Source organism: Mycobacterium sp. OAE908 (assembly GCF_017872775.1).
Taxonomy (GTDB): domain Bacteria; phylum Actinomycetota; class Actinomycetes; order Mycobacteriales; family Mycobacteriaceae; genus Mycobacterium.
Genome location: NZ_JAGGJL010000002.1, coordinates 1,249,742 through 1,272,169 on the forward strand (window position 1 = coordinate 1,249,742; position 22,428 = coordinate 1,272,169).

The 22,428-nt window shown below is 65.8% G+C and carries 23 protein-coding genes and 1 pseudogene; 9 read left to right on the forward strand and 15 right to left on the reverse strand.

The annotated features are described in order from the left end of the window. Positions 1 to 15: 15 nt before the first annotated feature. Positions 16 to 432 carry a nuclear transport factor 2 family protein gene (locus tag J3E61_RS31280; protein ID WP_192723845.1) on the forward strand — a complete coding sequence of 139 codons (417 nt, stop codon included), beginning with the start codon at positions 16 to 18 and terminating at the stop codon, positions 430 to 432. Between the two features lie 9 nt (positions 433 to 441). Then, the gene (locus J3E61_RS31285) at positions 442 to 2,205 is read left to right on the forward strand and encodes an amidohydrolase family protein (RefSeq protein ID WP_210086523.1); all 1,764 of its coding nucleotides are present in this window, start codon (positions 442 to 444) and stop codon (positions 2,203 to 2,205) included. Here J3E61_RS31285 and J3E61_RS31290 read toward each other — a convergent pair whose 3' ends face one another. The 5 genes from J3E61_RS31290 to bfr all read right to left on the reverse strand — a co-directional run bounded on the left by J3E61_RS31290 (position 2,206) and on the right by bfr (position 7,910). Further along, positions 2,206 to 3,318, reverse strand: a complete 1,113-nt coding sequence (locus J3E61_RS31290; RefSeq protein WP_210086524.1) for an amidohydrolase family protein — start codon at positions 3,316 to 3,318, stop codon at positions 2,206 to 2,208. Next, positions 3,315 to 4,676 (reverse strand): glutamine synthetase, encoded by a 1,362-nt coding sequence (locus J3E61_RS31295; RefSeq protein WP_210086525.1) that lies wholly within the window; start codon positions 4,674 to 4,676, stop codon positions 3,315 to 3,317. Before J3E61_RS31295 ends, J3E61_RS31290 begins: the two co-directional genes overlap by 4 nt. Positions 4,677 to 4,704: 28 nt before the next feature. Next, complete coding sequence (locus J3E61_RS31300) at positions 4,705 to 5,187, reverse strand: carboxymuconolactone decarboxylase family protein (RefSeq protein ID WP_210086526.1); 483 nt, start codon at positions 5,185 to 5,187, stop codon at positions 4,705 to 4,707. A gap of 66 nt (positions 5,188 to 5,253) precedes the next feature. Then, positions 5,254 to 7,308 (reverse strand): MFS transporter, encoded by a 2,055-nt coding sequence (locus J3E61_RS31305; protein WP_210086527.1) that lies wholly within the window; start codon positions 7,306 to 7,308, stop codon positions 5,254 to 5,256. A 116-nt stretch (positions 7,309 to 7,424) separates the two neighbouring features. After that, positions 7,425 to 7,910 (reverse strand): bacterioferritin, encoded by a 486-nt coding sequence (bfr, locus tag J3E61_RS31310; protein ID WP_192722711.1) that lies wholly within the window; start codon positions 7,908 to 7,910, stop codon positions 7,425 to 7,427. 196 nt (positions 7,911 to 8,106) lie between these two features. On the opposite strand from bfr, the gene J3E61_RS31315 reads away from it, so the two are divergent. Together J3E61_RS31315 and J3E61_RS31320 are read left to right on the forward strand one after the other, a co-directional pair. After that, complete coding sequence (locus tag J3E61_RS31315) at positions 8,107 to 8,739, forward strand: fatty-acid--CoA ligase (protein ID WP_210086528.1); 633 nt, start codon at positions 8,107 to 8,109, stop codon at positions 8,737 to 8,739. Further along, positions 8,739 to 8,930, forward strand: a complete 192-nt coding sequence (locus tag J3E61_RS31320) for a (2Fe-2S)-binding protein (RefSeq protein ID WP_192722709.1) — start codon at positions 8,739 to 8,741, stop codon at positions 8,928 to 8,930. Before J3E61_RS31315 ends, J3E61_RS31320 begins: the two co-directional genes overlap by 1 nt. On the opposite strand, the gene J3E61_RS31325 is transcribed toward J3E61_RS31320, so the two are convergent. From J3E61_RS31325 to J3E61_RS31355, 7 genes are read right to left on the reverse strand one after another with little or no spacing between them, the layout of a single operon-like run. After that, positions 8,927 to 9,976 (reverse strand): phosphotransferase family protein, encoded by a 1,050-nt coding sequence (locus tag J3E61_RS31325; protein WP_210086529.1) that lies wholly within the window; start codon positions 9,974 to 9,976, stop codon positions 8,927 to 8,929. The genes J3E61_RS31320 and J3E61_RS31325 overlap by 4 nt on opposite strands. Before the next feature lies 1 nt (position 9,977). Next, positions 9,978 to 10,736, reverse strand: a complete 759-nt coding sequence (locus J3E61_RS31330; RefSeq protein ID WP_210086530.1) for an enoyl-CoA hydratase/isomerase family protein — start codon at positions 10,734 to 10,736, stop codon at positions 9,978 to 9,980. Between the two features lie 16 nt (positions 10,737 to 10,752). Next, positions 10,753 to 11,196, reverse strand: coding sequence for a PPOX class F420-dependent oxidoreductase (locus J3E61_RS31335; protein ID WP_210086531.1), 444 nt, complete (start codon positions 11,194 to 11,196; stop codon positions 10,753 to 10,755). After that, positions 11,193 to 11,906 (reverse strand): EthD domain-containing protein, encoded by a 714-nt coding sequence (locus J3E61_RS31340; RefSeq protein WP_210086532.1) that lies wholly within the window; start codon positions 11,904 to 11,906, stop codon positions 11,193 to 11,195. The genes J3E61_RS31335 and J3E61_RS31340 overlap by 4 nt, the downstream gene beginning before the upstream one ends. A 9-nt stretch (positions 11,907 to 11,915) precedes the next feature. Beyond that, complete coding sequence (locus J3E61_RS31345; RefSeq protein WP_192722704.1) at positions 11,916 to 12,257, reverse strand: thiocyanate hydrolase; 342 nt, start codon at positions 12,255 to 12,257, stop codon at positions 11,916 to 11,918. Next, positions 12,254 to 12,979 carry a thiocyanate hydrolase subunit gamma gene (gene scnC, locus J3E61_RS31350; RefSeq protein WP_210086533.1) on the reverse strand — a complete coding sequence of 242 codons (726 nt, stop codon included), beginning with the start codon at positions 12,977 to 12,979 and terminating at the stop codon, positions 12,254 to 12,256. Before scnC ends, J3E61_RS31345 begins: the two co-directional genes overlap by 4 nt. A 21-nt stretch (positions 12,980 to 13,000) precedes the next feature. Then, positions 13,001 to 13,837, reverse strand: coding sequence for a nitrile hydratase subunit beta (locus J3E61_RS31355; protein ID WP_210086534.1), 837 nt, complete (start codon positions 13,835 to 13,837; stop codon positions 13,001 to 13,003). Positions 13,838 to 14,147: 310 nt separating this feature from the next. On the opposite strand from J3E61_RS31355, the gene J3E61_RS31360 reads away from it, so the two are divergent. Next, positions 14,148 to 16,139, forward strand: coding sequence for an FUSC family protein (locus J3E61_RS31360; RefSeq protein WP_210086535.1), 1,992 nt, complete (start codon positions 14,148 to 14,150; stop codon positions 16,137 to 16,139). 116 nt (positions 16,140 to 16,255) lie between these two features. Further along, positions 16,256 to 17,622: pseudogene (locus J3E61_RS31365) on the forward strand (13E12 repeat family protein). A 24-nt stretch (positions 17,623 to 17,646) separates the two neighbouring features. Here the strand turns inward: J3E61_RS31365 and J3E61_RS31370 are convergent. Further along, positions 17,647 to 18,270, reverse strand: a complete 624-nt coding sequence (locus J3E61_RS31370; RefSeq protein ID WP_210086536.1) for a PaaI family thioesterase — start codon at positions 18,268 to 18,270, stop codon at positions 17,647 to 17,649. A 51-nt stretch (positions 18,271 to 18,321) separates the two neighbouring features. Further along, positions 18,322 to 18,876, reverse strand: a complete 555-nt coding sequence (locus J3E61_RS31375) for a TetR family transcriptional regulator (RefSeq protein ID WP_192722698.1) — start codon at positions 18,874 to 18,876, stop codon at positions 18,322 to 18,324. Positions 18,877 to 18,924: 48 nt separating this feature from the next. Here J3E61_RS31375 and J3E61_RS31380 point away from each other — a divergent pair, with 48 nt between their 5' ends. Further along, positions 18,925 to 19,725: an alpha/beta hydrolase gene (locus J3E61_RS31380; RefSeq protein ID WP_210086537.1), complete on the forward strand. Its 801-nt coding sequence runs from the start codon at positions 18,925 to 18,927 to the stop codon at positions 19,723 to 19,725. Here the strand turns inward: J3E61_RS31380 and J3E61_RS31385 are convergent. Next, positions 19,712 to 20,245 carry a hypothetical protein gene (locus J3E61_RS31385; RefSeq protein WP_210086538.1) on the reverse strand — a complete coding sequence of 178 codons (534 nt, stop codon included), beginning with the start codon at positions 20,243 to 20,245 and terminating at the stop codon, positions 19,712 to 19,714. The two genes, J3E61_RS31380 and J3E61_RS31385, sit on opposite strands and share 14 nt — an antisense overlap. A 99-nt stretch (positions 20,246 to 20,344) precedes the next feature. Between J3E61_RS31385 and J3E61_RS31390 the strand changes: the two genes are divergently transcribed. Further along, positions 20,345 to 21,739, forward strand: coding sequence for an allophanate hydrolase (locus J3E61_RS31390; protein WP_210086539.1), 1,395 nt, complete (start codon positions 20,345 to 20,347; stop codon positions 21,737 to 21,739). Next, a complete protein-coding gene (locus tag J3E61_RS31395; RefSeq protein ID WP_210086540.1) occupies positions 21,736 to 22,425 on the forward strand; it encodes a cysteine hydrolase in 690 nt (229 codons plus the stop codon). The genes J3E61_RS31390 and J3E61_RS31395 overlap by 4 nt, the downstream gene beginning before the upstream one ends. Positions 22,426 to 22,428 lie beyond the last annotated feature (3 nt).

The following is a 22,428-nucleotide window of genomic DNA, read 5'->3' on the forward strand; positions in this document are numbered from 1 at the left end:
GAAACCGTTCGTGGAATGTGGAAGGCGCTGTCGGCTCGGGACTGGAACGGGATGAAGCCGTTCCTGTCCGACGACTGCATATATTACGACGTAGCGGTTGGGCCCGCCGCGGCCGCGCGCGGCCCCGAAGACATTGTCAAACGCATCAGGATCGCGTTCGATCACCTGTCGGACTACGAGAACTTCGACGGTCTGTTGCTGACCAACGGGGCCGACGTCATGTACGAGCACCATGAGGAATGGCACTGGCCCACAGGCGAATCCGCGATCAACAGGTTCGTCACCGTGCACCGGGTCGAGAACGGCAAGATCACCCTGTGGAAGGACTACTGGGACATGGCGACGCTGGCCAATTCCGCGCCGCCGACGTGGCAAGAGGATCTGATGAACGCCGACATGTCGTGGATGTTCGACGCGACCGGCCTGGTCTGAGGAGAAGCGATGTTCGACCTGAAGATCACCGGCGGAACGGTCGTCGACGGAACGGGTGCCGAGCGGTTCCCCGCCGATATCGGCATCAAGGACGGGCGCATCGTCGAGGTGCGGCGGCGAAACGGGGACGACACCGGCCTCGAGGGTGACGCCGCCGAGACCGTCGACGCGACGGGTCGCATCGTCGCGCCAGGTTTTGTCGACATCCACACCCACTACGACGGGCAGGTCAGCTGGGACCCGTTGCTGGAGCCGTCAAGCCTGCACGGCGTCACCACGGTGGTCGGCGGCAACTGCGGCGTCGGCTTCGCACCCGTGAGGCCCGGTCGCGAACAGTGGCTGATCGAGTTGATGGAGGGTGTCGAGGACATTCCAGGCAGCGCACTGGCCGAGGGCATCACCTGGCAATGGGAGAGCTTCCCCGAGTACCTCGACGCGATCGAGAAGCGACCGCTGGCAATCGATTTCGGCACCCAGATCGCGCACGGCGCGGTGCGCGGCTACGCGATGGGTGATCGGGGCGCCCGCAACGAGGTGGCAACCGACGACGACATCGCGGCGATGGCCCGAATCGTCCAGGAGGCCATCGAGGCCGGGGCGCTTGGCTTCTCGACGTCACGCACCGAGGGGCACCGCGCCATCGACGGCGAAGCCGTGCCCGGGACCTACGCCGCCGAACAGGAACTGTTCGGTCTTGGCCGGGCGATGGCCGCCGGTGGCCGTGCGGTGTTCGAGGTCGCACCGCAGGGCGTGGCGGGTGAGAGTCCGGCCGAGGCGTCGATTCGCGAACTCGAATGGATGACCAAGCTGGCAGCCGAGATCGAGCGTCCGGTGTCGTTCGCGATGATCCAGACGCCGGGCGCGCCGGATCTGTGGAAGGAGATGCTGGATCGCGCGGGCAAGGCGGTCGAGAACGGCATCGAGGTCTACGCGCAGATCGCGGCCAGGCCGTTCGGGATGCTGTTCGGCTTCCCGGGATACCACGCGTTCACGCATCGGCCCACCTTCCGCAGGCTGAAGGCCGAACTGGATCGCGATGAGTTGGCGCGCCGACTGGCGGATCCCGCTGTCCGCGCGGCGATTCTGGCCGAGCCGGATCTGCCGCCGGACCCGGCGGTGCTGTTCGACGCCATGTACGGCTTGATCCAACACAGTGCCGACAAGATCTATCCGCTCGGCTTTCCGCTGGACTACGAACCGACACCCGACCAGACGGTCGCCGCCATCGCCGAGCGCCGCGGCCAGGACCCGATGGCAGCCATGTACGACCTGATGCTGGAGTCCGACGCGGGTGCGATGCTGATGTTGCCGTTCTACAACTACGCCGAAGGCAACCACGACGCGATCCACGAGATGTTGACGCATCCGGCCGCGGTGTCGGGTCTGTCCGACGGCGGTGCGCACTGCGGGCTGATCTGCGATGCGTCCTATCCGACGTTCCTGCTGTCCCACTGGGCGCGCGATCGGCATCGCGGTCCGAAGCTTTCGCTCGAGTACGTTGTGCGCAAGCAAACCCTGGACACGGCAACGCTTTTCGGATTGTCCGATCGCGGGGTGATCCAGGTCGGGAAGAAGGCCGATATCAACGTCATCGATATGGCTGCGCTCAACCTCGAGTTGCCGAAGATGACCTACGACCTGCCCGCCGGTGGTCGTCGGCTGATCCAGGGCTCGCGGGGCTACGACGCCACCGTGGTCAGCGGAGCGGTCACCCGCCGCCACGGCGTCGACACCGGCGCCCGGCCTGGGCGGCTGATCCGGGGTGTGCGCTAGTCACACCAGTCCGTAGACGCGGTGCGCGTTGCCGTGTGCGATCAGGTTGACGACGCGGATCGCGTCGGCCTCGCTCCACTCTCGCGCGTCGACGAAGCGTTGCAGCGCATCCCGCATTCCGTCGCGCCACAGCCGCGCGCCGAGGTAGTGCAGTTCGGCGGGGCCGAATGCGTCGGATGAGTACAGGATCTTGCGGAACGGCGCCATCTCCAACAGTCGGCCGATGAACGACGCTGACCGTGCGCCGAGGTAGTTGATGGCCAGCCCGCCGTCGAGGTACACATTGTTGAACGCCTGCGCCAGGTATCCGGCCTCGCGTTCGTAGGGATAGCAGTGCAGCAGCATGATCGGGGTGTCGCCGCTAATTCGCAGAAAGTCAAGCAGCTGAAGCGGATTCGCTCTGGCCAGGTCGCAATCCCGGTCGCCGAAGCCGACATGGAACTGCAGTGGCTTGCCTACGCGCAGTGCCTGGTACAGACCGAAACGCAGTAACACGCGGTCGGTCAGCCGGGCGCTTCCGCTGTCGCGCCAACGCTGCGCGGCATCTGCGACCTCCGCGGAAGTCGGTTCGGACAGATCGCCGTCGAACCCGCCGCGGTACGCGAGGATCGACTTGGTGGCGATGCCCGTCTTCATCCGTTCATCCAGAAGGCGGGCGAACGCCGTCGCATAGTCATCGGATTGCTTGATCGCCTCTTCGGCGACCGACTCCAGGCGGACGATCTCATGCACATACCCGTCGCAGAGAACGGTGAACGTATCGAGATCTGCTACCCCAGTGGCGAATCCGGTGTCGACCAGCCAGTCCGATACCCGGGTATGGGAGAGAAACAGTCTCGCCAGCGTCTCCTCGGTGTGCTGGCTGCGGCGGTGCCAGTACGCGTCGGCGTCGGCGTGGCGTGGTAGTCCGAGCAACGGCGCACAGTGTGCCCGCACCGCGAACCCGAGTTGGGTGTCGAATGCCGAATCGAATTCCGCGAGCGGTTCGGTGTTGGCCTCGTTCAGACCGTTTTCGAACCGGGCGCGGCCAGGGGTCCCCAGCCAGCAGCCGTGCACGTGATGGTCCACCAGCGGCACGTTTTCGATGTGCTCGGCCAGCGTGGACAACCTCATACGCTCCAGGCCAGCCGGAACTTGTCGGCGAGTTCGTCCTGGCCGAGGTGGCCGTAGTGCTGCTGTTCATAGCGCCGCACCGCGAGCACCGCGTCGACGGATTCGTCGCCGAGAATGCCGCGGATCAAGGCCGATTGGTCGAGGGCAGCAAGCGCCTCGGCCTGGCTCGAGGCCAGCAGCTTGATGCCTGCCTGCTTGCGTTGATCGTCGGTGAGCTTGGCGGGGTCGACGGTGGTCTCGGGTGGCAACGGCAGCTTGCGTTCGATGCCGTCGAGCGCGAGGCCGAGAATCGTTGCGGTGGCGTAGTACGGGTTGGCCGACGGGTCGATGACTTTCACTTCGACGTTCGCGCCTTGCGGATTGCTCGGACCGCCGATCAGGTAGCGCACCGCGGCTTCGCGGTTCTCGGTGCCCCAGCACACGTATGCGCCCGACCAGAGTCCCGGATGCATCCGCAGGCCGGACACCACAGATCCGGAGAGAATGCCCTGGGCTTCAGGCAGACCCGCGAGCAGACCCGCCACCGCGGCCTCGCCGTCCGTTGTCATCCCTGCGACGCCGTCGCCGTCGGAGAACAACGGCGCCTCGCCGCGCTTCATCGAAAAGTGTTGGTGTGCACCCGATCCCACGCTACCGGCGAAAGGCACCGGGGACAGGCTGACGCGCACCCCGTATCGCCGCGCCACCCGCCCGATGATGATGCGCATCAACACCAGTTGGTCGGCGGCCGCGACGGCGGGAAGCGGAGACAGCGAAATCTCGAACTGATTGCGGCCGTACTCGGGATGGAGTTGCTCGATCGCGACGCCGGAAGCTGTTGCGGCGTTGGTCACGTCGCGCACGAAACCCTCGAATTCCAGCACGCCGGCCAGCCCGTACTGCGCCCACATGTGCGCAGGCAGCCGGCTGCCGTCGGGCGCGACGAGCACGAACTCCATTTCATGTCCCACGACGGTTTCGATGCCCGCATCGAGCAATCGCTGCTGGACCCGGCTCAGCGCTCCCCTGCTGCAGTACGGGTCGGGTGAGCCGTCCTGGTTGAAGAAAGCGCCTGGGGCCCAAGCAAACCCGTCGCCCAAGATGCGCAGACCGCTCAGGTCGATACGGACCCGTTGATCCCCCACCACGCCGGTCTTCTCACCGAAGACGGTACCGACCTGGTCGATGGCGAACACGTGCCACACCGGGCTGGCGCCGAGGCCCGGATCGGCAAACGTCCCCATTCGGCGCAGCGGCACGGTCTTGGCGTGCATCAGCCCAGCCGGGTTGACGACGGTGCCGATCAGCGTGGTGACGCCGTCGGCCTCCAGTTGGGCGATGGCCGCAGCGGCGAGGGGTTTGGCTGCCCTAGAACTCACCCAGCCATTCTGCAGTGGCCGGTCGGAACTACAGCGTGATCTTGCAGCTTTGACCGATGTCCAGGGTGCGCAGCATCCGGCCCATGCCCAACCACATCGCGCAGGACAGCGCCAGATCGGTCAATAGTTCGTCGCTGAACTGTTCGCTACAGCGGGCCCAGAAGTCCTCGTCGTCGCGCAGGCCGGTGTGGTCGCTGGCGAAGCGCTCGGCGAACTCTGCGGCAATGCGCTCCTGCGCGCTGTAGCCGGGCCAGGTCCGCCATTCGGCAGCGTGGTCGTAGAGGTCCTCGTCGACACCCGCAGCCATGCCATCGGAGTCGCGCGTGTTCTGACACACCACGCATTCGTTGTCCAGGGCGATGACCATCCGCGCCAGCTCGCGGACCCGCATCGGCAGCCGGTTCTTGTGGTAGACCGCATTGGTGAAGCCGGCCATGGCGACCCCGATGTCGGGGGATTTCGCCACCCAGGCAGCCGCGTCGTCGTCAGCGAAGGGTCCAATTCGGCTCATGGCCGAATCGTACGCGGGCGGCGGCAAAAGTGGAACGCGTTCTAGAAATCACACGTAAGCCGCTGATCAGCCGGCTGTGGCGAGCTCTTTGTGTTCGTCGTCCCAATCCCGCTGCACCAGGACGCGGTGTGCGATGCGTTCCAGCGCGGCCTCGACCTGGATGCGGTCCGGGCGCCCCTCGAAGGTCGGCGACGAGGCGAGTTTTTCGATGATCCGGTTGATCAGCGCCGACGACACCGCGTCGACTTGCTTGGCGCCGGGCTGAGTCAGCCACAGCAGATCACCTGTGCGCAGCGCGTAACCGGTGTCGACCAGTCGATCGAACGTCGGCGCGAGCACCTCGCACGGCACCCGCAACCTGTCGGCGATCTCGGTCAGCCGCGCCGAGCCGAAGACCTGGTTGTGCCGATAGATCGTGATCAGCGCCCACAAACGCGCGACATCGAGCTCGCAGCCCTGCCGTTCGCAGATGCTGCGCAGCCGGATCTCCGGTGAATTTCGCATCATCCGGCCGATGGCGGTCTCCAGCACCTTGTCCGGCGAGTCGGTGCTCGGCATGCCGAAGCCCTCGCCGAGATCGACGGCGTTCACGGCGTCCATCTCGCGCAGCGGAACCTCTTTGAGAAGCAGTGCCACGATGAACCCGACGAACGCCACCGGTGCAGCGCACAGAAACACCGTGCCAAGAGAATCCGCGTACGCGTTGACAATCGGCGCTGCGACGTCGTGGCTCAACTTGTGCAACACCTGCGGCGACTGGGCCGCCGCGGGTGGTGCCCCGCTTGCGGCCAACGCGGGACCGATGCGGGCGTTGAGGAAGTTGGTGAACAACGATCCGAAAATGGCTGCGCCGAAAGAGCTTCCGATGGTCCGGAAGAATGTGACACCTGAGGTGGCCACCCCCAGATCGGCGAAGTTCGACGTGTTCTGCACGATAAGGATGAGCACCTGCATGCACATTCCGATGCCGGTGCCGAGGATGAACAGATACAGCGACTGCAACACCATCGGTGTGGCGGCGTCCATCCGCGACAACAGCAGGAATCCGAGGACCATCACCGCGGTCCCCACGACGGGGAAGATCTTGTAGCGGCCGGTGCGGCTCACCAGCACGCCACTGCCCATCGACGTCAGCAACAGGCCTGCGACCATCGGCAGCGTCCGCAGACCCGACGTCGTCGCCGACACCCCATCGACGAACTGCATGAAGGTCGGCAGGAAGGTGAGCGCGCCCAACATCGCGAACCCGACGATGAACGACAGCACGCAACACACGGTGAACACCGGGCTGCGGAACAACCGGATCGGCAGGATGGGTTCTGCCGCACGGCTTTCCACCCACACGAACACCGCCAGCGCCGCAATCGACGCGACGAAGAGTCCGATGATGACCGGCGAACCCCACGCGTACTCCGTGCCACCCCAACTGGTGGCCAGCGTGAGACCCGATGCGCCGACGCCGACGAACACGATGCCGGCGTAGTCGATCAACGGGCGGCCGGTCCGGCCGAGCGAAGGTATCGCGGCGATCGCCACGAAGAACACCACGACGGCCACCGGCACGTTGATCCAGAACGCCCAGCGCCAGCTGAGGTGGTCGGTGAAGAAGCCGCCGAGCAGCGGGCCGACCACCGTCGTCACGCCGAACACCGCTCCGAGTGCACCCTGATACCGGCCCCGGTCCCGCAGCGGGATGACCTCACCGATCAGCGCCGTTGCGGTCACCATGATGGCGCCGCCGCCGATGCCCTGCAGTGCCCGCGACGCCACCAGCATGGTCATCGACCCGGCCAGCCCGCACAGCACCGATCCGCCGAGGAAGAAGAGAATGGCCGCCGCGAACACGACCTTGCGGCCGAACAGGTCGCCCAGCTTGCCGACGACGGCGGTGACGATCGTCGAGGCCAGCAGATAGCTGGTCACCACCCAGGACTGGTGGCCTGCGCCGCCGAGGTCGGCCACCACCGTCGGCAGCGCCGTGGCGACGATCGTCTGGTCCAACGCGGCCAACAGCATGCCGAGCAGCACCGCAACAAAGATCACGTTGCGGCGCTGAGGGCTGATCAGGGCGCCGCCGGACTGGGGATCCGCGGCGGCGGCTGTCGGTGCCGTTGTTGTCATACCTGCCTCTCCTGGGACGACTTGAACTTCTCCAGCCATATCGTTAGTTAAGCTAGGAAAGTTACAGTCGCGGTCCGGGAGTCAGGGTTACCGCGCGGGCAGATGCGAAACAGGGCCTACAGCGAGGACGGCGGCCGCGACACGCACTGTGCGAGGTAGAGCTGCTCGCCGAGCTTGTCCATCAGCTGCAGCTGGGTCTCGAGGTAGTCGATGTGTTCCTCTTCGTCGGCGAGGATCTTCTCGAACAGGTTCGCTGTGGTGGCGTCTTCCTTCTCGCGGCACATCACGATGCCCGGCTTGAGGCGCGCCATCACCTCGTATTCGATGGCGAGGTCGGCTTCGAACTGTTCACGCAAGGTCTGACCGACGCGCAGTGAGAAAAGCCGCTGATAATTCGGCAGGCCGTCCAGCAGAAGAATGCGGTCGGTGATTGCCTCCGCATGCTGCATTTCCTCGAACGATTCTTTCCGGGTGTGTTCTGCGATCTCGGTGAATCCCCAATTCGCCTGCATTTTGGAATGCAGAAAATATTGGTTGATCGCCGTGAGTTCGCTTGTCAATTGCTCGTTGAGCAACTTCAAAACATCCGGATCGCCTTGCATGGTCGCTCCTAAGCAACGTGAGGGGCTGGATCAAGCTGGGGCTGTCTGTAGCGCCTCACCAATCTAGTGCCTCGCGCTCGACCGAGCGCATCTTTGCCGTTGAGAGAGGCGTGTTTCGGGCGGCCTGGACCGCCCGGGCTAAGTAAGGTTAGACTGCGCTAACACTTCCAGCTGCTTCGACGAGACAGGGACATCGATGGGTGAGTACGACTTGCACTCATTCATCCTGGCCTGTGATTTCCGGGTCGACGATGTCGACCGGATGTGGAAATGGCTGAACAAACATCGCGAGCCGCTGGCCGTGATCGGCGCCCATCATGTGGTGCTCTACACCTCCATCTGGGAGCCCGACCGGGTATTGGTGACAATCGGCATTCGGCAGGCCGGATCCGTGCGCGAAGTACTTCGTTCCCCGGCGATATTCGAATTGTTCGATATCTCCGGCGCCGACGATATTCCGCCGATATTCGGCGGTGAAGTCGTCGAGAAGATCGACCTCGACGGCCCGACGCCCGAAGGCCACGTCGGCCGGGTGGTGGTCGGCGTGATGGCGTCTGTTGACGACGTGCCGTCGTTGATGGACAAGGTGCACGACGGCCTGGAGCGGTTCAAAGGCGGCGGTGTTCGAAAGATCTGGGTCTATCAGGCACTCGATGACGGACGCGAAGTGCTGATCCTGCAGGAGATCGCCCACGAGGTCAGCGCCAGGCAGTGGATCGACCACCCAGACGCGGCCGCAGAGTGGATGTCGGGCGCAGGCTTCGGCGCCTACCCCACCCAGTTCGTCGGCAGGTTCGCACACCTCATGAGCATTGGCGAGGCGGTCTGATGTTCGTCTGCCTGTGCACAGGGACAACCAGCCACGTGGTCAACGAGGTCGTTGCGAACGGCGCGAAGACCTCCAAGCAGATCGCCGAGGCCTGCGGAGCCGGCGGCGATTGCGGGCGTTGCAGGCGCACACTGCGGGCGATGATCGAAGCCCACTACGCCGGGCGCGCAGTGGAATCCGTCGGCCGCTAGTCGAGCAGCTGGCGAATTCGCTCGACACAGAACCCGGCCAGATCCATGTCGTCGATCAGTAGTCCCTGGTTTCGCAGCCGGGACTGCAGCCTGGATACCGGGATGCCGAGCTCGACCGCAGCGAGCACTTCGTTGTAGTGCAGATTGCGCACCGCGCGTCCCGACAGCTGCTCGTATCGGTCGACGGTTTCCTCGCGGGACGGGGTGCCGTCCAAGCGGGGTATGCCCTGGTACTCCGTGCAGGCCCAGTCGACGAACAGCAGCCACGCCAGGTCGGCTTCGTGATCGCCGATGTAGGCGAGCTCCCAGTCGAGCACCGCGGTGACCTCGTAGTCCGGCCCGTAAAGCACGTTGGACAGCCGGCTGTCACCCCAGCACAGCGCGAGGTACTCGGGCTCATAGATGTTGTCGCGCAACCACTCCACGGCGTCGACCAGTTCCTGGCGTCTGCTCTCCGACCAGCACCTCAGCAACTCGGCGCAGTATTCCACGACCTGTTCCAGCGGCTGGTCACCGCGCTGCGGCATCAGTAGCTTCTCCAGCCGCAGCGTGCGCCAATCCAGCGCGTGCACGTCGGCGATCGCCTGCACGCAGCCCCACCACATAGTGGATCGTTGCTCGGGCGTGGCTTCGAAGTACAGGCCTTGCGAGTGATACGACGGGAAGTCGCTCGCGGTGCCGATTGTCGGTAACTGCTCCATCACGTAGTACGGCGTGCCGAGGTCGGCGCTTTCGCGGTCCAGCCAGTAAACCGCCGGCACGCTGATCGGGGTGTCGCGCAGCCGGTTCATCACCATCACCTGACGGGTCAGGTCGTAGTCGGGAAAGATATTGACATCGGGCGGTCGCCGAAACACCAACTGTTTCAACGTCGTCGGGCCCTCGTCGCCGTCTCGCTCCAGGTCGAACAGGAACGTCTCGGTGGACAGGCCGCGCTCGGCGGCGCACCAATTGGTGATGTGCGCGTCCGCGGCACCTGCGATCCTTTGGCAGACGATCGGCTCTAGCAGCGCGGCAATCTCGTCCGCTGCGGGACGGGACACCATGTCAGCTCGTGCGCTTTTGGGTGAACTCGGCAAGCGCGTCGGCGTTGGCGGCCGCGCCGAGCAGTTCGGCAAAGTGCGCGATCTCTCTGGCGGTGGCGGCCGCGATCTCCCCGCGGGTTGGTTCGACGATGGTCTGCTTGACGGCCATCAGACTCGAAATCGGCCGGGAGGCAAGGACTTCGGCGTGGCGACGAGCTTCGGGCAGCAGATCGTCGGGTTCGCACACCTTCCACGCCAGCCCCATGCGCTGGGCCTCGTCGGCATCGACCCACTCCGACGACATCAGCAGCCAGGCAGCATTTTGCCGACCCATCAACTGCGGCAATAGATATGACGACGCCGCCTCGGGCGCGACGCCGAGACTGGTGAACGGTGTCTTCAGCCGCGCCGTCGAGGACATGAACACCAGATCCGCGTAACCGAGAATCGTTGCGCCGATACCGACTCCGACACCGTTGACGGCGCAGATGAGGGGCTTGGGAAGGTCGGCGAGCGCTTCGATCATCGTGGAGAAGTGGCTGCCCTGGTTGTTGAACGTCGGATCGGTGATGCGCCTCTGCATCTCGTTGAGGTCGTTGCCCGCCGAGAATGCCCGGCCCGCCCCGGTCAGCAACACGACCGCCACATCGGGATCGGCCGCCGCGTCACCCAACGCGACCGCCGTCGCGTGATACAGCTCCTCGTTGAACGCGTTGAGGACGTCGGGCCGGTTCAGGGTGAGCGTGCGCACCCGGTTCTCGTCGGAGATCTGCAGGATCACGCGAGAAGCGTATGCGTTAGCCGTTGCTGTACACCCGGGTGGGTGCGACGAACACCAAGGTGCGGCGCTGCTCGGCCATCACGCGGTCGTACTCATCCCAGTCGTCGTGGGTTCCGCCCGCAGCCGTGAAGACCTCGCGCAGCAGCAGCCGGAGCTGCTCGCCGTCGGCAAGCCACGGCTGCGGATCATCGGGCCCGGCAATCTCAGCCTGACCCTCGACCGTCGCCCACATCCAGCCCTTGCGGAAGGTGACGGCGAGCTGGGGACGCGCCCGCAGGTTCGCCAGTTTCACCTTGCCGTAGGTGACGAACCCGAGGACGTCTGCGCCGGTGGCCGGATGCGGCAACTTCCCCACGTTGACGAGCGAGGCCTGGATGGTGTTGTCGGCACGCAGCGTGGAGATCACCGCGAGCCCGCTTTCGTCGGAGGCCAGCGCGACCGCGTCGTCCAGCGTGGTCATCGGATTCCCTTCCCCGCGAACGGAGTACGGAAGACATACCGACTCGTCGGCACCGTGTCGACGTCTCGATTCGCGCCGAAGGCTGCCGTGCTGGCCACCATGCGCTCCATCCGGTCGCGCAGCTCATCGTCGTCGGCGGCCCCGAAGAAAGCGTGTAGGTCGGACGTCGCCTCGATCGGAAACAGTTCTTCGACGATCGCGTCGATGACGGGCGCCTCGGGGGTTATCGGACGCACCACGGTGTTCTGCGTGTACCCGAATGTCGACTGTGTCGCGATGGCCACCGGCGTGTGGTCGATGTGCCAGCGCTGTCGCCAGGTGGCCTCGTCGAGGTCGGCCGGCCTGCGCAGCAGCGCGATGTTCGCCAGTCCCGGGGTGCGCTCGCCGGGGGCGGTCTCCGGCGGCGGCAACGGCACCGATTCGGTCACCAGATAGCCCGCGACATCGTCGCACTCCTTCTCCAGTCGGGTGATCGCCGAGCGCATCTGATCGCCGTACGACTGTTGCGTCCATACGGTCACGAACCCGACCACCGGCGGCTGTAGCGTCGTCAACGTCATCAGCGAGTCGCGCACCTCGCCGTCGCGCACATTGACCGCAAGCCCGGGCACACCCGAGTCGAGCAGTTCGGCGGCGACATCGTCACGTAGTCGGCGACACCACGCGTCGTCGGCCTCGGCGCCCCGCAGGGTGAGGATGACTTTCTCCACGAGTCGAATCTAGGCCTCGAGCCTTTCGCGGATGACGGCGAGCCGTTGTTTGAGTTCTGCCTCGTCGATGACGCCGCGGGCCACCAACGAATGCGCCAGCGCGACGAGTTGGTTCTCCGGGTACGGCAGGTTCGCGTAAACGGATGCCGACAGCGCATCCTCCTCGTCGCGGCGTGCTTTGAAGTCGGGGACGTTCTCGTCACATGCGGCGCGGTCGAGCGCATCGCAGAGACCGTCGAGGCTGGTTTTCCACGGCGGCACGGGATTTTCCACACCCCACTTGGCGGCCATCACGGGCCAGACCTGATTGCGCTCGACGATCTCGTCGAGTGTCTTGATTCGCTCGGTCATCCCGCATTCCCCGGATGAATCGCAGGCCGGGTGTCGGTGATGACGTTGGTGGTGACACCCGCTTTCGGCAGCGCGACACCGATGAGGCAGTCGCGGGTGATGATTTCGACAAGCTGTTCCTCGGACCAGTCTTCGGTTCCCTCCGGTTGCAGAGGCATCACCATGAATCGGTGCTTCTGGTTGGAATCCTGGACGTGGACCGTGATTTCGTCGGGCAGATACAACCCGAACTCGGCGAGGACCTGGCGGGGCCACCTGACCAGGCGCCTGCGGTAGTTGGGGGTGCGGTACCACTCCGGCGAGTTGCCGAGGATCGGGCGCGGATAGCAGGAACACAGCGCACAGACGATCACATTGTGAACTGTCGGGGTGTCCGCGAGGATCTGGAACGCAGTGAAGTCACTTGGTGTCCCCCACCCCGTTGGGTGCAGCCAATCGACACCCACTTCCTTACTCGCCGTCATCGGTTCGGCGAGTGCGAGTTTCTTGAACTCGGGATCCAGCCACGCCTTTGCCACCAGATGCGCGGCGGGCGTCGGACCGATCTGCTCGGCGAACTCGGTCATCAGACGGTGTTCTTCCGCGGTGAAGATTCCTTTCTCGATGCACAACTCGCGCAGCGCGATCTCCAGCACTTCGAAGTCGGTGATTTCGTCGACCATCGGTGCGACGGTGCGCTCGTGATCGTGATCGTGGTCGTGGTCGTGGTCGTGGTCAGGCATGGAAAACCCTTTCTGCGCAGCCTATTTCGCGGATTGCAGCCAACGTTCGGGAATTTCGGTCGAGATCACGTCGTGAGCCGTTCCGGTGTAGCCGTAGAACAATTCGGCCATGTTGAACTTCACGACGTAAAACCATTCCGGTTTCACGGGACGGTCCCAGGTCTCGTCCTCGGCGGCCGGGCTTTCGTACGCGACCGCCTCGATCTCGCCCTTGGCGCCCCGCACGTACTCCGGTGTGCGGGTGTAAAAGATCACCGGAAGCTCGCGCACGACCACCGGATCGCCGACCTTGAACTTCGCCTCGCCTGCCTGACCGGCGTAGCACTGCGGATCGCCCTTGCCTTGCGCTTCTTCGGCGTGCTGGTTGCGTTTGACTTTCGACCCGTCGCCCTCGGACTTCGGCTCGGCCTCGAGCGTCTTACCCTCCAGTCCGCCCGCGTAACGCGTCTTGACCTCGGCCATCCGCTCGCTTAATTCGCTGAGCCCGATGTGGTGCTTCTCGACCAGGACGCGGGCGACGGCGATCAACCAGCGGCCGTAGTACGGCAGCCCCAGGTACTCGGCGCGCCCGACGTCGACATTGCCGATTCGGCGCCGCTCCTCCGAGAGCCAGATGCCGCGCCAGCCGAGGACCTCGCAGATCACATAGGTCATGTGCTCCCAGAGTTCGTACTGCTTGTTCTCGTACTTCATCGGAGCGTCCGGTTCACCGCCGACGTCGTGGACGGGCTTCAAGTAGGCGGTGATGCGGTCGTGGTCCAACATGTCCGGCGTCGGCGCATCGGGAAGCTCGGGATAGGCGGACTTGAGCCTGGCGACCAGTTCCAGTTGGGCTGCACGCTCAGCGGCCGTACTCATGGGAGCCCCCTTCGCTTTTCGGACTGACTGTGCAAAATACGGATGGCGCACAATGGCGCGAATTCGATGGGATCCGGAGTATTCGAGAAAAACCAGCAACGCTGTCATCGACGACCGCGTCGTCGGCCATCGGCACCTCCAGCGTCGCTGAACTGATCCGGTTAGCTGACGGTACCGCCACAAACGCATTTCGTGGGGTCAAATCGGATACGCGCTGTGCCGCAAAGCTTTTGACGGCGACGAAATTTCAATTCCGAAATTGCCGCGTGTGCTGACCGTTTGGTGACACTGGTGGGGTCAAAATGGTCAGATGACCACCGGCGGGGTGATCAGCCCGGGCGGGGCGTGGACCCGTGCGTTGCGACAGACGACACCGGACATCGGCGCGGTGTCGCGCAGCCTGCTCGGGGTCCTCGCGATAGCGGCGGTCGCACTGGCGTCGGCGTCGCCTGCCGCAGCCGTGTGGGCCTCGGGGGCCGCGGCGATCGCAGGGGCGATCGCGATGCAGGACAGCCCCGCCGGGCGAGTTTCGCTGGTCATCGTCGTTTCGCTGGAACTCGGTGCCGTCGTCTTCCTCGGAGCTGTGACCGCGTCTTACGCGCCGGTGTTCATCGCCGCGGTCGCGATCTGGTGCTTCGCCGCTGGCATGCAGTGGGCGCTCGGCAGCAAACCGGCTCTGGTGGCCGCCGCGGGAGCAGCGCTGTTGGTGATCTCGCCTCCGGTGGCGCCGACGGCTTCGGCCGTCGTGTTTGCGACGTTGCTGACCGTGGCGGCCGGCTGCATTCAGGCGGCGTTGATCGCGGTGTGGCCACCGCAGCGCTGGCGGGTGCAGCGCGATGCGCTGACGCGTGCCTACCGCGGGCTCGCTGCCGATGCCCGCCGTGTCGCCGCCGACCGGGACGCCGTCGTGGCCACCACTGCCCCTCTCACCTGGCTGCGCGAGGCGTTCGTCGACAGCGATGCGACTCGACGCCCACTGGCCTACCACGGCGGCTACCGGCTGCCCGAGCGGATCGCCGCGACACTGAGCGCACTGCGCGGTGGCGACGAGGCGGTGGCGTTGCTGCTGACGCCCGCCGCCGATTTCTTGGACGCGATCGCCAACCACCACCACACCGCGCGACGGGACGCCGAATTCGCGCTGGCGCGTGTCGATGCTGCGGCTGCGGCCGTCACGGGTCCGCATGCGGCCGCCGCGCAACGGTTTTCACCACAGATGCATGAGGCCTTCGCCTCCCGGTTCGGCGAGTTCCGTCGCCCCGACCTCGTCGGCTCGCTGCTCGCCGCGGTCGGCGTCGCGCGCGACCACCTGACGTGGACCTCACCGGTGCTGCGCCACGCGGTGCGGTTGTCGTCGGCTGCCGCGTTGGGGGTGGCCGCGGATCGCTTCGGTGCGGTGTCGCACGGCCACTGGATCGCACTGACCGTGCTGATGGTGCTGCGGCCCGAAACCGCACACACCTACACGCGCTGTGTCGGCAGGGCGGCCGGCATCGCGCTGGGAATCGTGGTCGCGTCGGTGGTGACTCTGGTGTGGCAGCCGACGGGTTCGCCTGCGGCGGTGGTGGCGGTCGTGTTCCTTGCGTTGGCCTACTTGGTCATCCGGTTTGGCTACCTCGCGGTGAGCGCCGCAGTGGCGGCGGTGGTGGTGTTCTTGCTCGACATCAACCCCGCGTCAGCAGGCGGGGACCTGAAGGACTCGTTGTTCGCGGTGGTGATCGGCTGCGGGCTGGCCGTCATCGCCCATGTGATGCTGCCCGATCACGCGTTGATCCGGCTGCACCAGCGTGCGGGCGAACTGCTGAAATCTGAAATCGATTACGCCGCAGCGGTTGTGAAGGCATACGTGCATGAGCTGGAGCATCCCGCCGAGGCGTTGTCGGCGGCCTGGCAGCGAGCGTTCCGTGCCCGCGCGGCGTTCGAGGCGGCCTCCGGTGCGACGCGGGCGGATTCCCGCGAGCTGCGGCGCTGGCTGCGGTCGTATCGCGCTGCGTTGAACGCAGTGACCAGCGCGTGCACGACTCTGGAGAGCAGTCTGACCAGCGAGCCTGCGACCGCGCTGACCCCGGAATTCGTTGCCGCCGTTGATGATTACGTCGACGCCCTGCGCGGCGCACCGCCGAGTCCGGCCAGGCCGTGGACGGTTGACCTCGACGAGCTGACCGCGGCGAATCAACAAGTGCGCGAGCAGGGGGCACGGCTTGCCGCCGACAACGCTGGTGCGCGAGTGCTGGTGGCTGAAGTCGCGACGATCACCAGGAGCCTGGCCGGCATTGCGGCTCAGCGCCAGCTCACGGCTTAGCATGTGGGTCTGACATTTTTTGGCTGTGGGTGGTGGGTTGTCCCCAGGTGCGAATTCATCCACAGGTGGCAGTTGAGTGCCGGGGATTTGGCACAGGTGTTCGATAGTGTTGTGCCATGGGCGAATTCGTCACTGCACACGCGGCGCGGGAGCGGTTTGACGCGCTGGCTGATGCGGTGGACGCCGCCTACGCCGAGATGCGTGGGTTGTCGTCGGCTGAGGTGGGCAACGAGTTTCGGGTGGCCCTCGCCGAGCGGTTGGAGGCCCAGGAGCGCACCAATCGGGGGTTGATGTATCGGTTCTTCGGTGAGATCGCTGATCCGCCCGATGAAACCGCGATGGTGCCTGCACTGGTCAACAGTCTGGCCGCGCGACTGCGGATCGCGCCGGCTGAGGTCAAACGCCGGATGAAGACTGCGGCCCGTTTGGTGCCGCGGCGCTGTCTGTCGGGTCCGCCGTTGGCACCGGAACTACCCCAGGTGGCCGACGCGCTGGCCGCCGGGGTGATCGGTGAGGATCATCTGCGGGTCATCGCGCGGGCCATCGACACGCTGCCCTCGGCGGTGTCGGGCACAGATCGCGAGGACGTCGAGGCCAGCCTGGTGCGCGAGGCCACCAAGAAGGACGCCGAGATCGTGCGGGCCCTGGCGCGGCGTATCGATGAGATCTTCAACCCCGACGGTGACTTCGATGAAGCCGACCGGCAGCGGCGGCGCGGACTGCTCCTGGGGCCGCAGGGCCGCGATGGGATGTCACGGTTGTCGGGCTACATCGACCCCGAAACCCGAGCCTATGTGGAGGCGGTGACCGCCGCGGTGCGCCCCGGCCGCCACTTACCCGACGGACGCATGGCCGAGGTCGTCGATGAGCGCAGTGGCCCTCAGCGCTGCCATGACGGGGTCAAACTCGGGCTCAAGGCCGGTATCGCTGCCGGTGGGCTGGGAGCCATCGCGGTCATCCGGTGACGGTGATCGCGCGCACCACGCTGGCCGAACTCAACCAGGCCGCTCACGCGGTCACCAACCCCGATATCCCGATGCCCTCGCCGGCGCGCACCGGCGGCCAGGGCGTGCTGCCGATGCGTGATGTGATCCGGCTGGCCGCCGATTCGATCCACTATCTGGCGGTGTTCGACGACCACACCGAACGGCCCATTTACCTCGGGCGCCAGACTCGCATCGCCACGGCCGATCAACGGATCATCTGCTATGCGCGCGACGGCGGCTGCACCCGGCCGGGCTATCACAGCGAGGTCCACCACTGCCCGGACTGGACACCCGAGGGCCGCACCGACGCCGATTGCCTGTTCATTGCCTGCGGACCCGACCACAAACTCATCACAAACGGCCACTACCAGACCAGCATCACCCACAACGGCCGACTGGCCTGGACCGACGGCACCACGGCACCCGAGATCAACCACGCCCACCACCCCGAAGAACTCCTACACGGCAACCCCGACCCACCAGGCTACGAGGAATAACGCTGGGAATCAACAGGTTTCGGGTCAGTCGCGAGCCCAACGTGGCCGGATGAAGACGCCCTCGGCTTCGACGGTGATGCCCTCGTCGTCGGCGAGATGGCCGACGGCATAGGTCTTTACACCGTCCGTGCGGGCAATCCTGGCTTCGGCGTGCAGATCGCCGAGCCGGGTGAGTCGCCGGTAGCGCAACGTGATGGTGCCGGTGAGGCGTGGCTTCTCCTGGCTGCTGGCCGCGGCGCCGAGCACATGGTCGAGCACCAGAGCCGCGACTCCCCCGTGCACGTGTCCTGGCGGCCCTTCATAGGCAGCGCCCAGATGGAAGTCGGTGAACGCGCCGCCGTCGTCGCTGTGCAGGATCTCCAAGGGTGGGGCCACGGGATTGCGCACACCGATCACGACGTTGCCCCACGGCATTTGGTCGCCGTCTGCGGTGAACCGGATGCCATATGACCCGTCGACCTGCTGACTGCGCAGCCGCGCTGTGGCCGCATCGATCTCGGCCTTGGCGGCGGCAACCGCTTCGGCGCCGACCTCGGTGCGGATGGTCGCGTCGATCAGCGCGCGCACGGACTCGGTGAGCGGCTCATATATCGAGCGCATCCGTGCGACCTCGTCGGCACTGAGGTTCTCCAGGGTCCACTCCAGCACACCTGCACTAGAACACGTTCTAGTGCAGCTTGTCGAGTTGCTGACCGCGGCTCATCGCACCAGCGCGCCGAGCGCTGCCCGGGCCGCCGAATCGCGACGGCCGAGTTCTAGCTCCATCAACGCGCACTCGGCCGTCGCAGCGATCCACAACCGCGCCGATGCCCGGGGATGGCGCGCACCGAGTGCCTCGAAGTCGGCAGCCACCACATCGACGTTCATTCGATTGCGGCGCATGACCTCATCGGCGATCGGCAGATGGCCTCGCGCCTCCAGCAGTAGCGCTTTAACGCCGCGGTCGCGCAGACACGCGTCCAAATAGGTGGCGGCCACCGCGGTGAGCCGGTCTTTGCCCGGCGCCATCTCGGCGATGGCCGACATCACCTCGTCGAACAGCACATCGTGAAAGCGCCGATGCAGCGCGACCAGATACGACACCCGATCCGGAAAGTGATGGAAGAACGTGCCTTTCGACACCCCAGCACTCGCGACGACGGCGTTCACCGACAAGCCTTCCAGTCCCAGCTCCTCTGCGAGCACCAGCCCCGTCTCGATCAGTTTCGCGCGGGTCTGCTGCGCGGCGGCAACTCTCTTGTTCGCCACTTCCACATGCGATAGTGTAACTGACCGACCGACCGGTCAATGAAAGGTTCGGCGATGGCAACCATGCACACCGCACTCGGCACCGTTTCCTACACCGATGAGGGCTCCGGCCCGCCTATCGTGTTGCTCCACGCGGCGCTGCACGACAGCACCGATTTCGCCCCCGTGACCGAATGCCTGGGCAAGGGCCGGCGTGTCATCGCGCTCGACTGGCCCGGCCACGGCGAGTCTCCCCTGCCCGCTACCCCGCTGCGCGCAGTCGAATTCGGCGATCTGCTCATCGAATTCGCGGATCGACTGGACCTCACCAACGCTGTCGTCGTCGGAAACTCGGTCGGCGGTTACGCGGCATGCCGACTGGCGCTGGAGCGGCCCGAGCGCGTCGCCGGTGTGGTGCTGATCAACAACGGCGGCTTCACCCCGCACAGCGTCTTCACCCGGTTCTTCTGCGGCGTGATGGGTCACCCCGCCGTGATCAAGGTCGTGTTCCCGCTGTTTGTCCGCGCGTACATGCGCGCGAAGAACCCGACCGACAGGGCCGTCGTCGACGGCGTCGTCGCGCGCGCCAAGACGGACGGCGGTGCGCGCACCGCGGCGGCGTTGTGGCGAAGCTTCACCGACCCCGGTCACGACCTGCGCGGGCGGGCCGCCCAGATCAGCGTGCCGGTGCTGATCACCTGGGGCGCCAAGGACATCACCGCGCCGCTGCGATGGGGCAAGGCGGTGCAGGCGGCCATCCCGGGGTCCCGGTTGGCGACACTGCCGACGGGTCACGTGGTGTTCTCGTCGGAGCCGCAGGCTTGGCTCGACACGGTCACACCCTTCGTCGACACGGCGCTGATCAGTCGACGCTGAATCTGCCGCCGGCAGAGGCGAATCCGAGCCAAGTGTGCCGATTGCCCGCCCAGCACCAGCCGACCTTCGGCGCGTTGCGGTTCGCAGGCCCGTCGCGCCCGGTGCCGTTGCTGATCCACACCGCGGGTGTCCTGGGGTCAAGGGAGCCGTCGGGCTTGCGACGGCGTGATCCGATGGTCATGAAGCAGTGGTTGCGCTCGAGCACATCGGGCTGCTGCAGCAGCCACTGCAATCCTTCGGTCAGCGTGAGCGGCGTCCGCCCGGCGTCCTCGATGGCGCGCAGCGCCTCCTCTGGACTCCAGTTGGCCATCGCATCACCGCGGTCGAGGTCGCGCAGCAGATAGCGCGGCGCATCCGGCAACACCACCGACGGGATCGGTGCGAAGTCGTCGACGTCGGTCATGTCTGCCACCACGAAGCCCGGTTTGCCGTTGAGGCGCAGCAGCGGTGCCAGCGACGACGCGGTGGCAAGATCCTGATGCACGACAAGCAACGACTCCGCAGTGGCCACGGTGAACACAACGGCCCGTGGCGTTCCGAGAGTTCCCGAACAGCACAGCTAACACAAACGACACACGCTCGACCCGCGATCGCCATCAAGCTCACGAATATTTACCGGATGGCAGCTAACGTGCATGGACCGTCCGTCGGGCCATCCGTCGCCGAGATACTGGCATCACATGCCGGCGGCACCGGTTCACCAACCAAGACGGCGGCCCGGGTGGCCGATGCGATCGCCGCCCGTGGTGACGACGGCACTTGGCTCTCGACGGTGCCAAGGGATGAGTTGTTGGCCGCCGCCGAAGAGATCGAAAAGCGCGAAGGCGCACGCACTCTGCCGCTCTACGGCGTTCCCTTCGGCGTCAAGGACAGCATCGATGTCGAGGGCGTGCCGACCACCCTGTCGTGCCCCGACTACGCATACGTGGCGACGACGACGGCGCCGGTGGTGCGCCGGCTGCTCGACGCGGGCGCCTTGTACGTCGGCAAGACGAATCTGGATCAGTTCGCGACCGGACTCAACGGCACCCGCACGCCCTATCCGATCCCGCGCAGCGTTTACGGCGGCGAGATGATCTCCGGCGGCTCGAGTTCGGGCTCCGCGCTGGCGGTCGCGCTCGGCCAGGTGCCGTTCGCCGTCGCCACCGACACCGCGGGTTCCGGCCGGGTTCCCGCCGCTCTCAACGGCGTGGTCGGATTCAAACCCTCGCGGGGCGTGATCAGCACGGTCGGACTCGTCCCCGCATGCAAGTCGTTGGACTGCATCAGTCTGATGGCGGGCTCGATCGACGATGTCGACCGCGTCTTCGACGTGGTAGCGGCCCGCGACGACAACGATGCCTGGTCACGCGATCGCGGGCCGCGCTACGACGGCTCACCGATCCGGGTCGGCTTACCGCCCGCAGACGAGCTCGAGTTCTTCGGAGACGAGCCGATGTGCCGCGCCCACCTGGGATTCCGCGAGCACCTGGCTCGCACCGCCACCATCGTCGACGTCTCGTTGGAGCCATTCCTGGCGGCAGGCGAGCTGCTCTACCAGGGCCCGTGGGTGGCCGAGCGGCTCGTCGAGTTCGGTGATTTCCTTGCCGCCCAACCGGATTCGATACATCCCGTGGTCAGGGAGATTCTGCGGGGCGGGCAGAAGTACACCGCGGTCGACGCGTTCGCTGCGCTCCAGCGGCTGGCCGAACTCAAGGCGGCCGCGGCGCGACTCTGGCAGCGGATGGATGTTCTGGTGGTGCCGACCATCGGCACCACATTCAACGTCGCGCAGGTGCTTGCCGCGCCGATCGACTGCAACACGATGCTCGGCCACTACACACACTTCGGCAACCTGCTCGACCTGCTGGGGGCGGCAGTGCCCCTTGGCCTCACCAGCGATGGGCGGCCCTACAGCGCAATGCTTCTCGGTGCGGCAGGCACGGACGACACCGTTCTGCATCTCGCCGCGCAGATTCTCGACGAGCCGCGAACGTCGTCGGCCGCAACGACCATGACCGAGGAGCGGGTATGAGCCCCATCGAAGTGCCGGCCGAACCCTCGTCGTTTCGACTGATTGCCGGCCAGACCGCGTTGATCGTGATCGACATGCAACGAGACTTCTTGCTGCCGGGCGGGTTTGGCGAAAGCCTCGGCAACGACGTCGCCCAGCTGCTCAAGGTCGTCCCTCCGCTGGCCGACCTGATCGCCGCGGCCCGCAACGCGGGAGTCATGGTCATACACACTCGGGAGGGGCATGAGCCCGACCTTTCGGACTGCCCGCCTGCCAAGCTCAATCGCGGCGCCCCGTCGAAACGCATCGGCGACGACGGCAAATACGGCCGCATCCTGATCCGCGGCGAGTACGGACACGACATCGTCGACGAGCTTGCGCCGATCGACGGCGAGGTCGTCATCGACAAACCCGGCAAGGGCGCGTTCTACGCCACCGAACTACAGGACATTCTCACCGAAGCCGGCATCACCCAGCTGCTCGTCACCGGTGTGACCACCGAGGTGTGCGTGCACACCACCACCCGTGAGGCCAACGACCGTGGCTACGAGTGCCTCGTCGTATCCGATTGCGTCGGTTCGTATTTCCCCGAGTTCCAGCGCGTCGGGCTCGACATGATCAAGGCGCAGGGCGGCATCTTCGGATGGGTCGCCGACACCGCCGCCGTGATACCTGCGCTGCACGCACTGACCACCGCCGCCGCCTGAAAG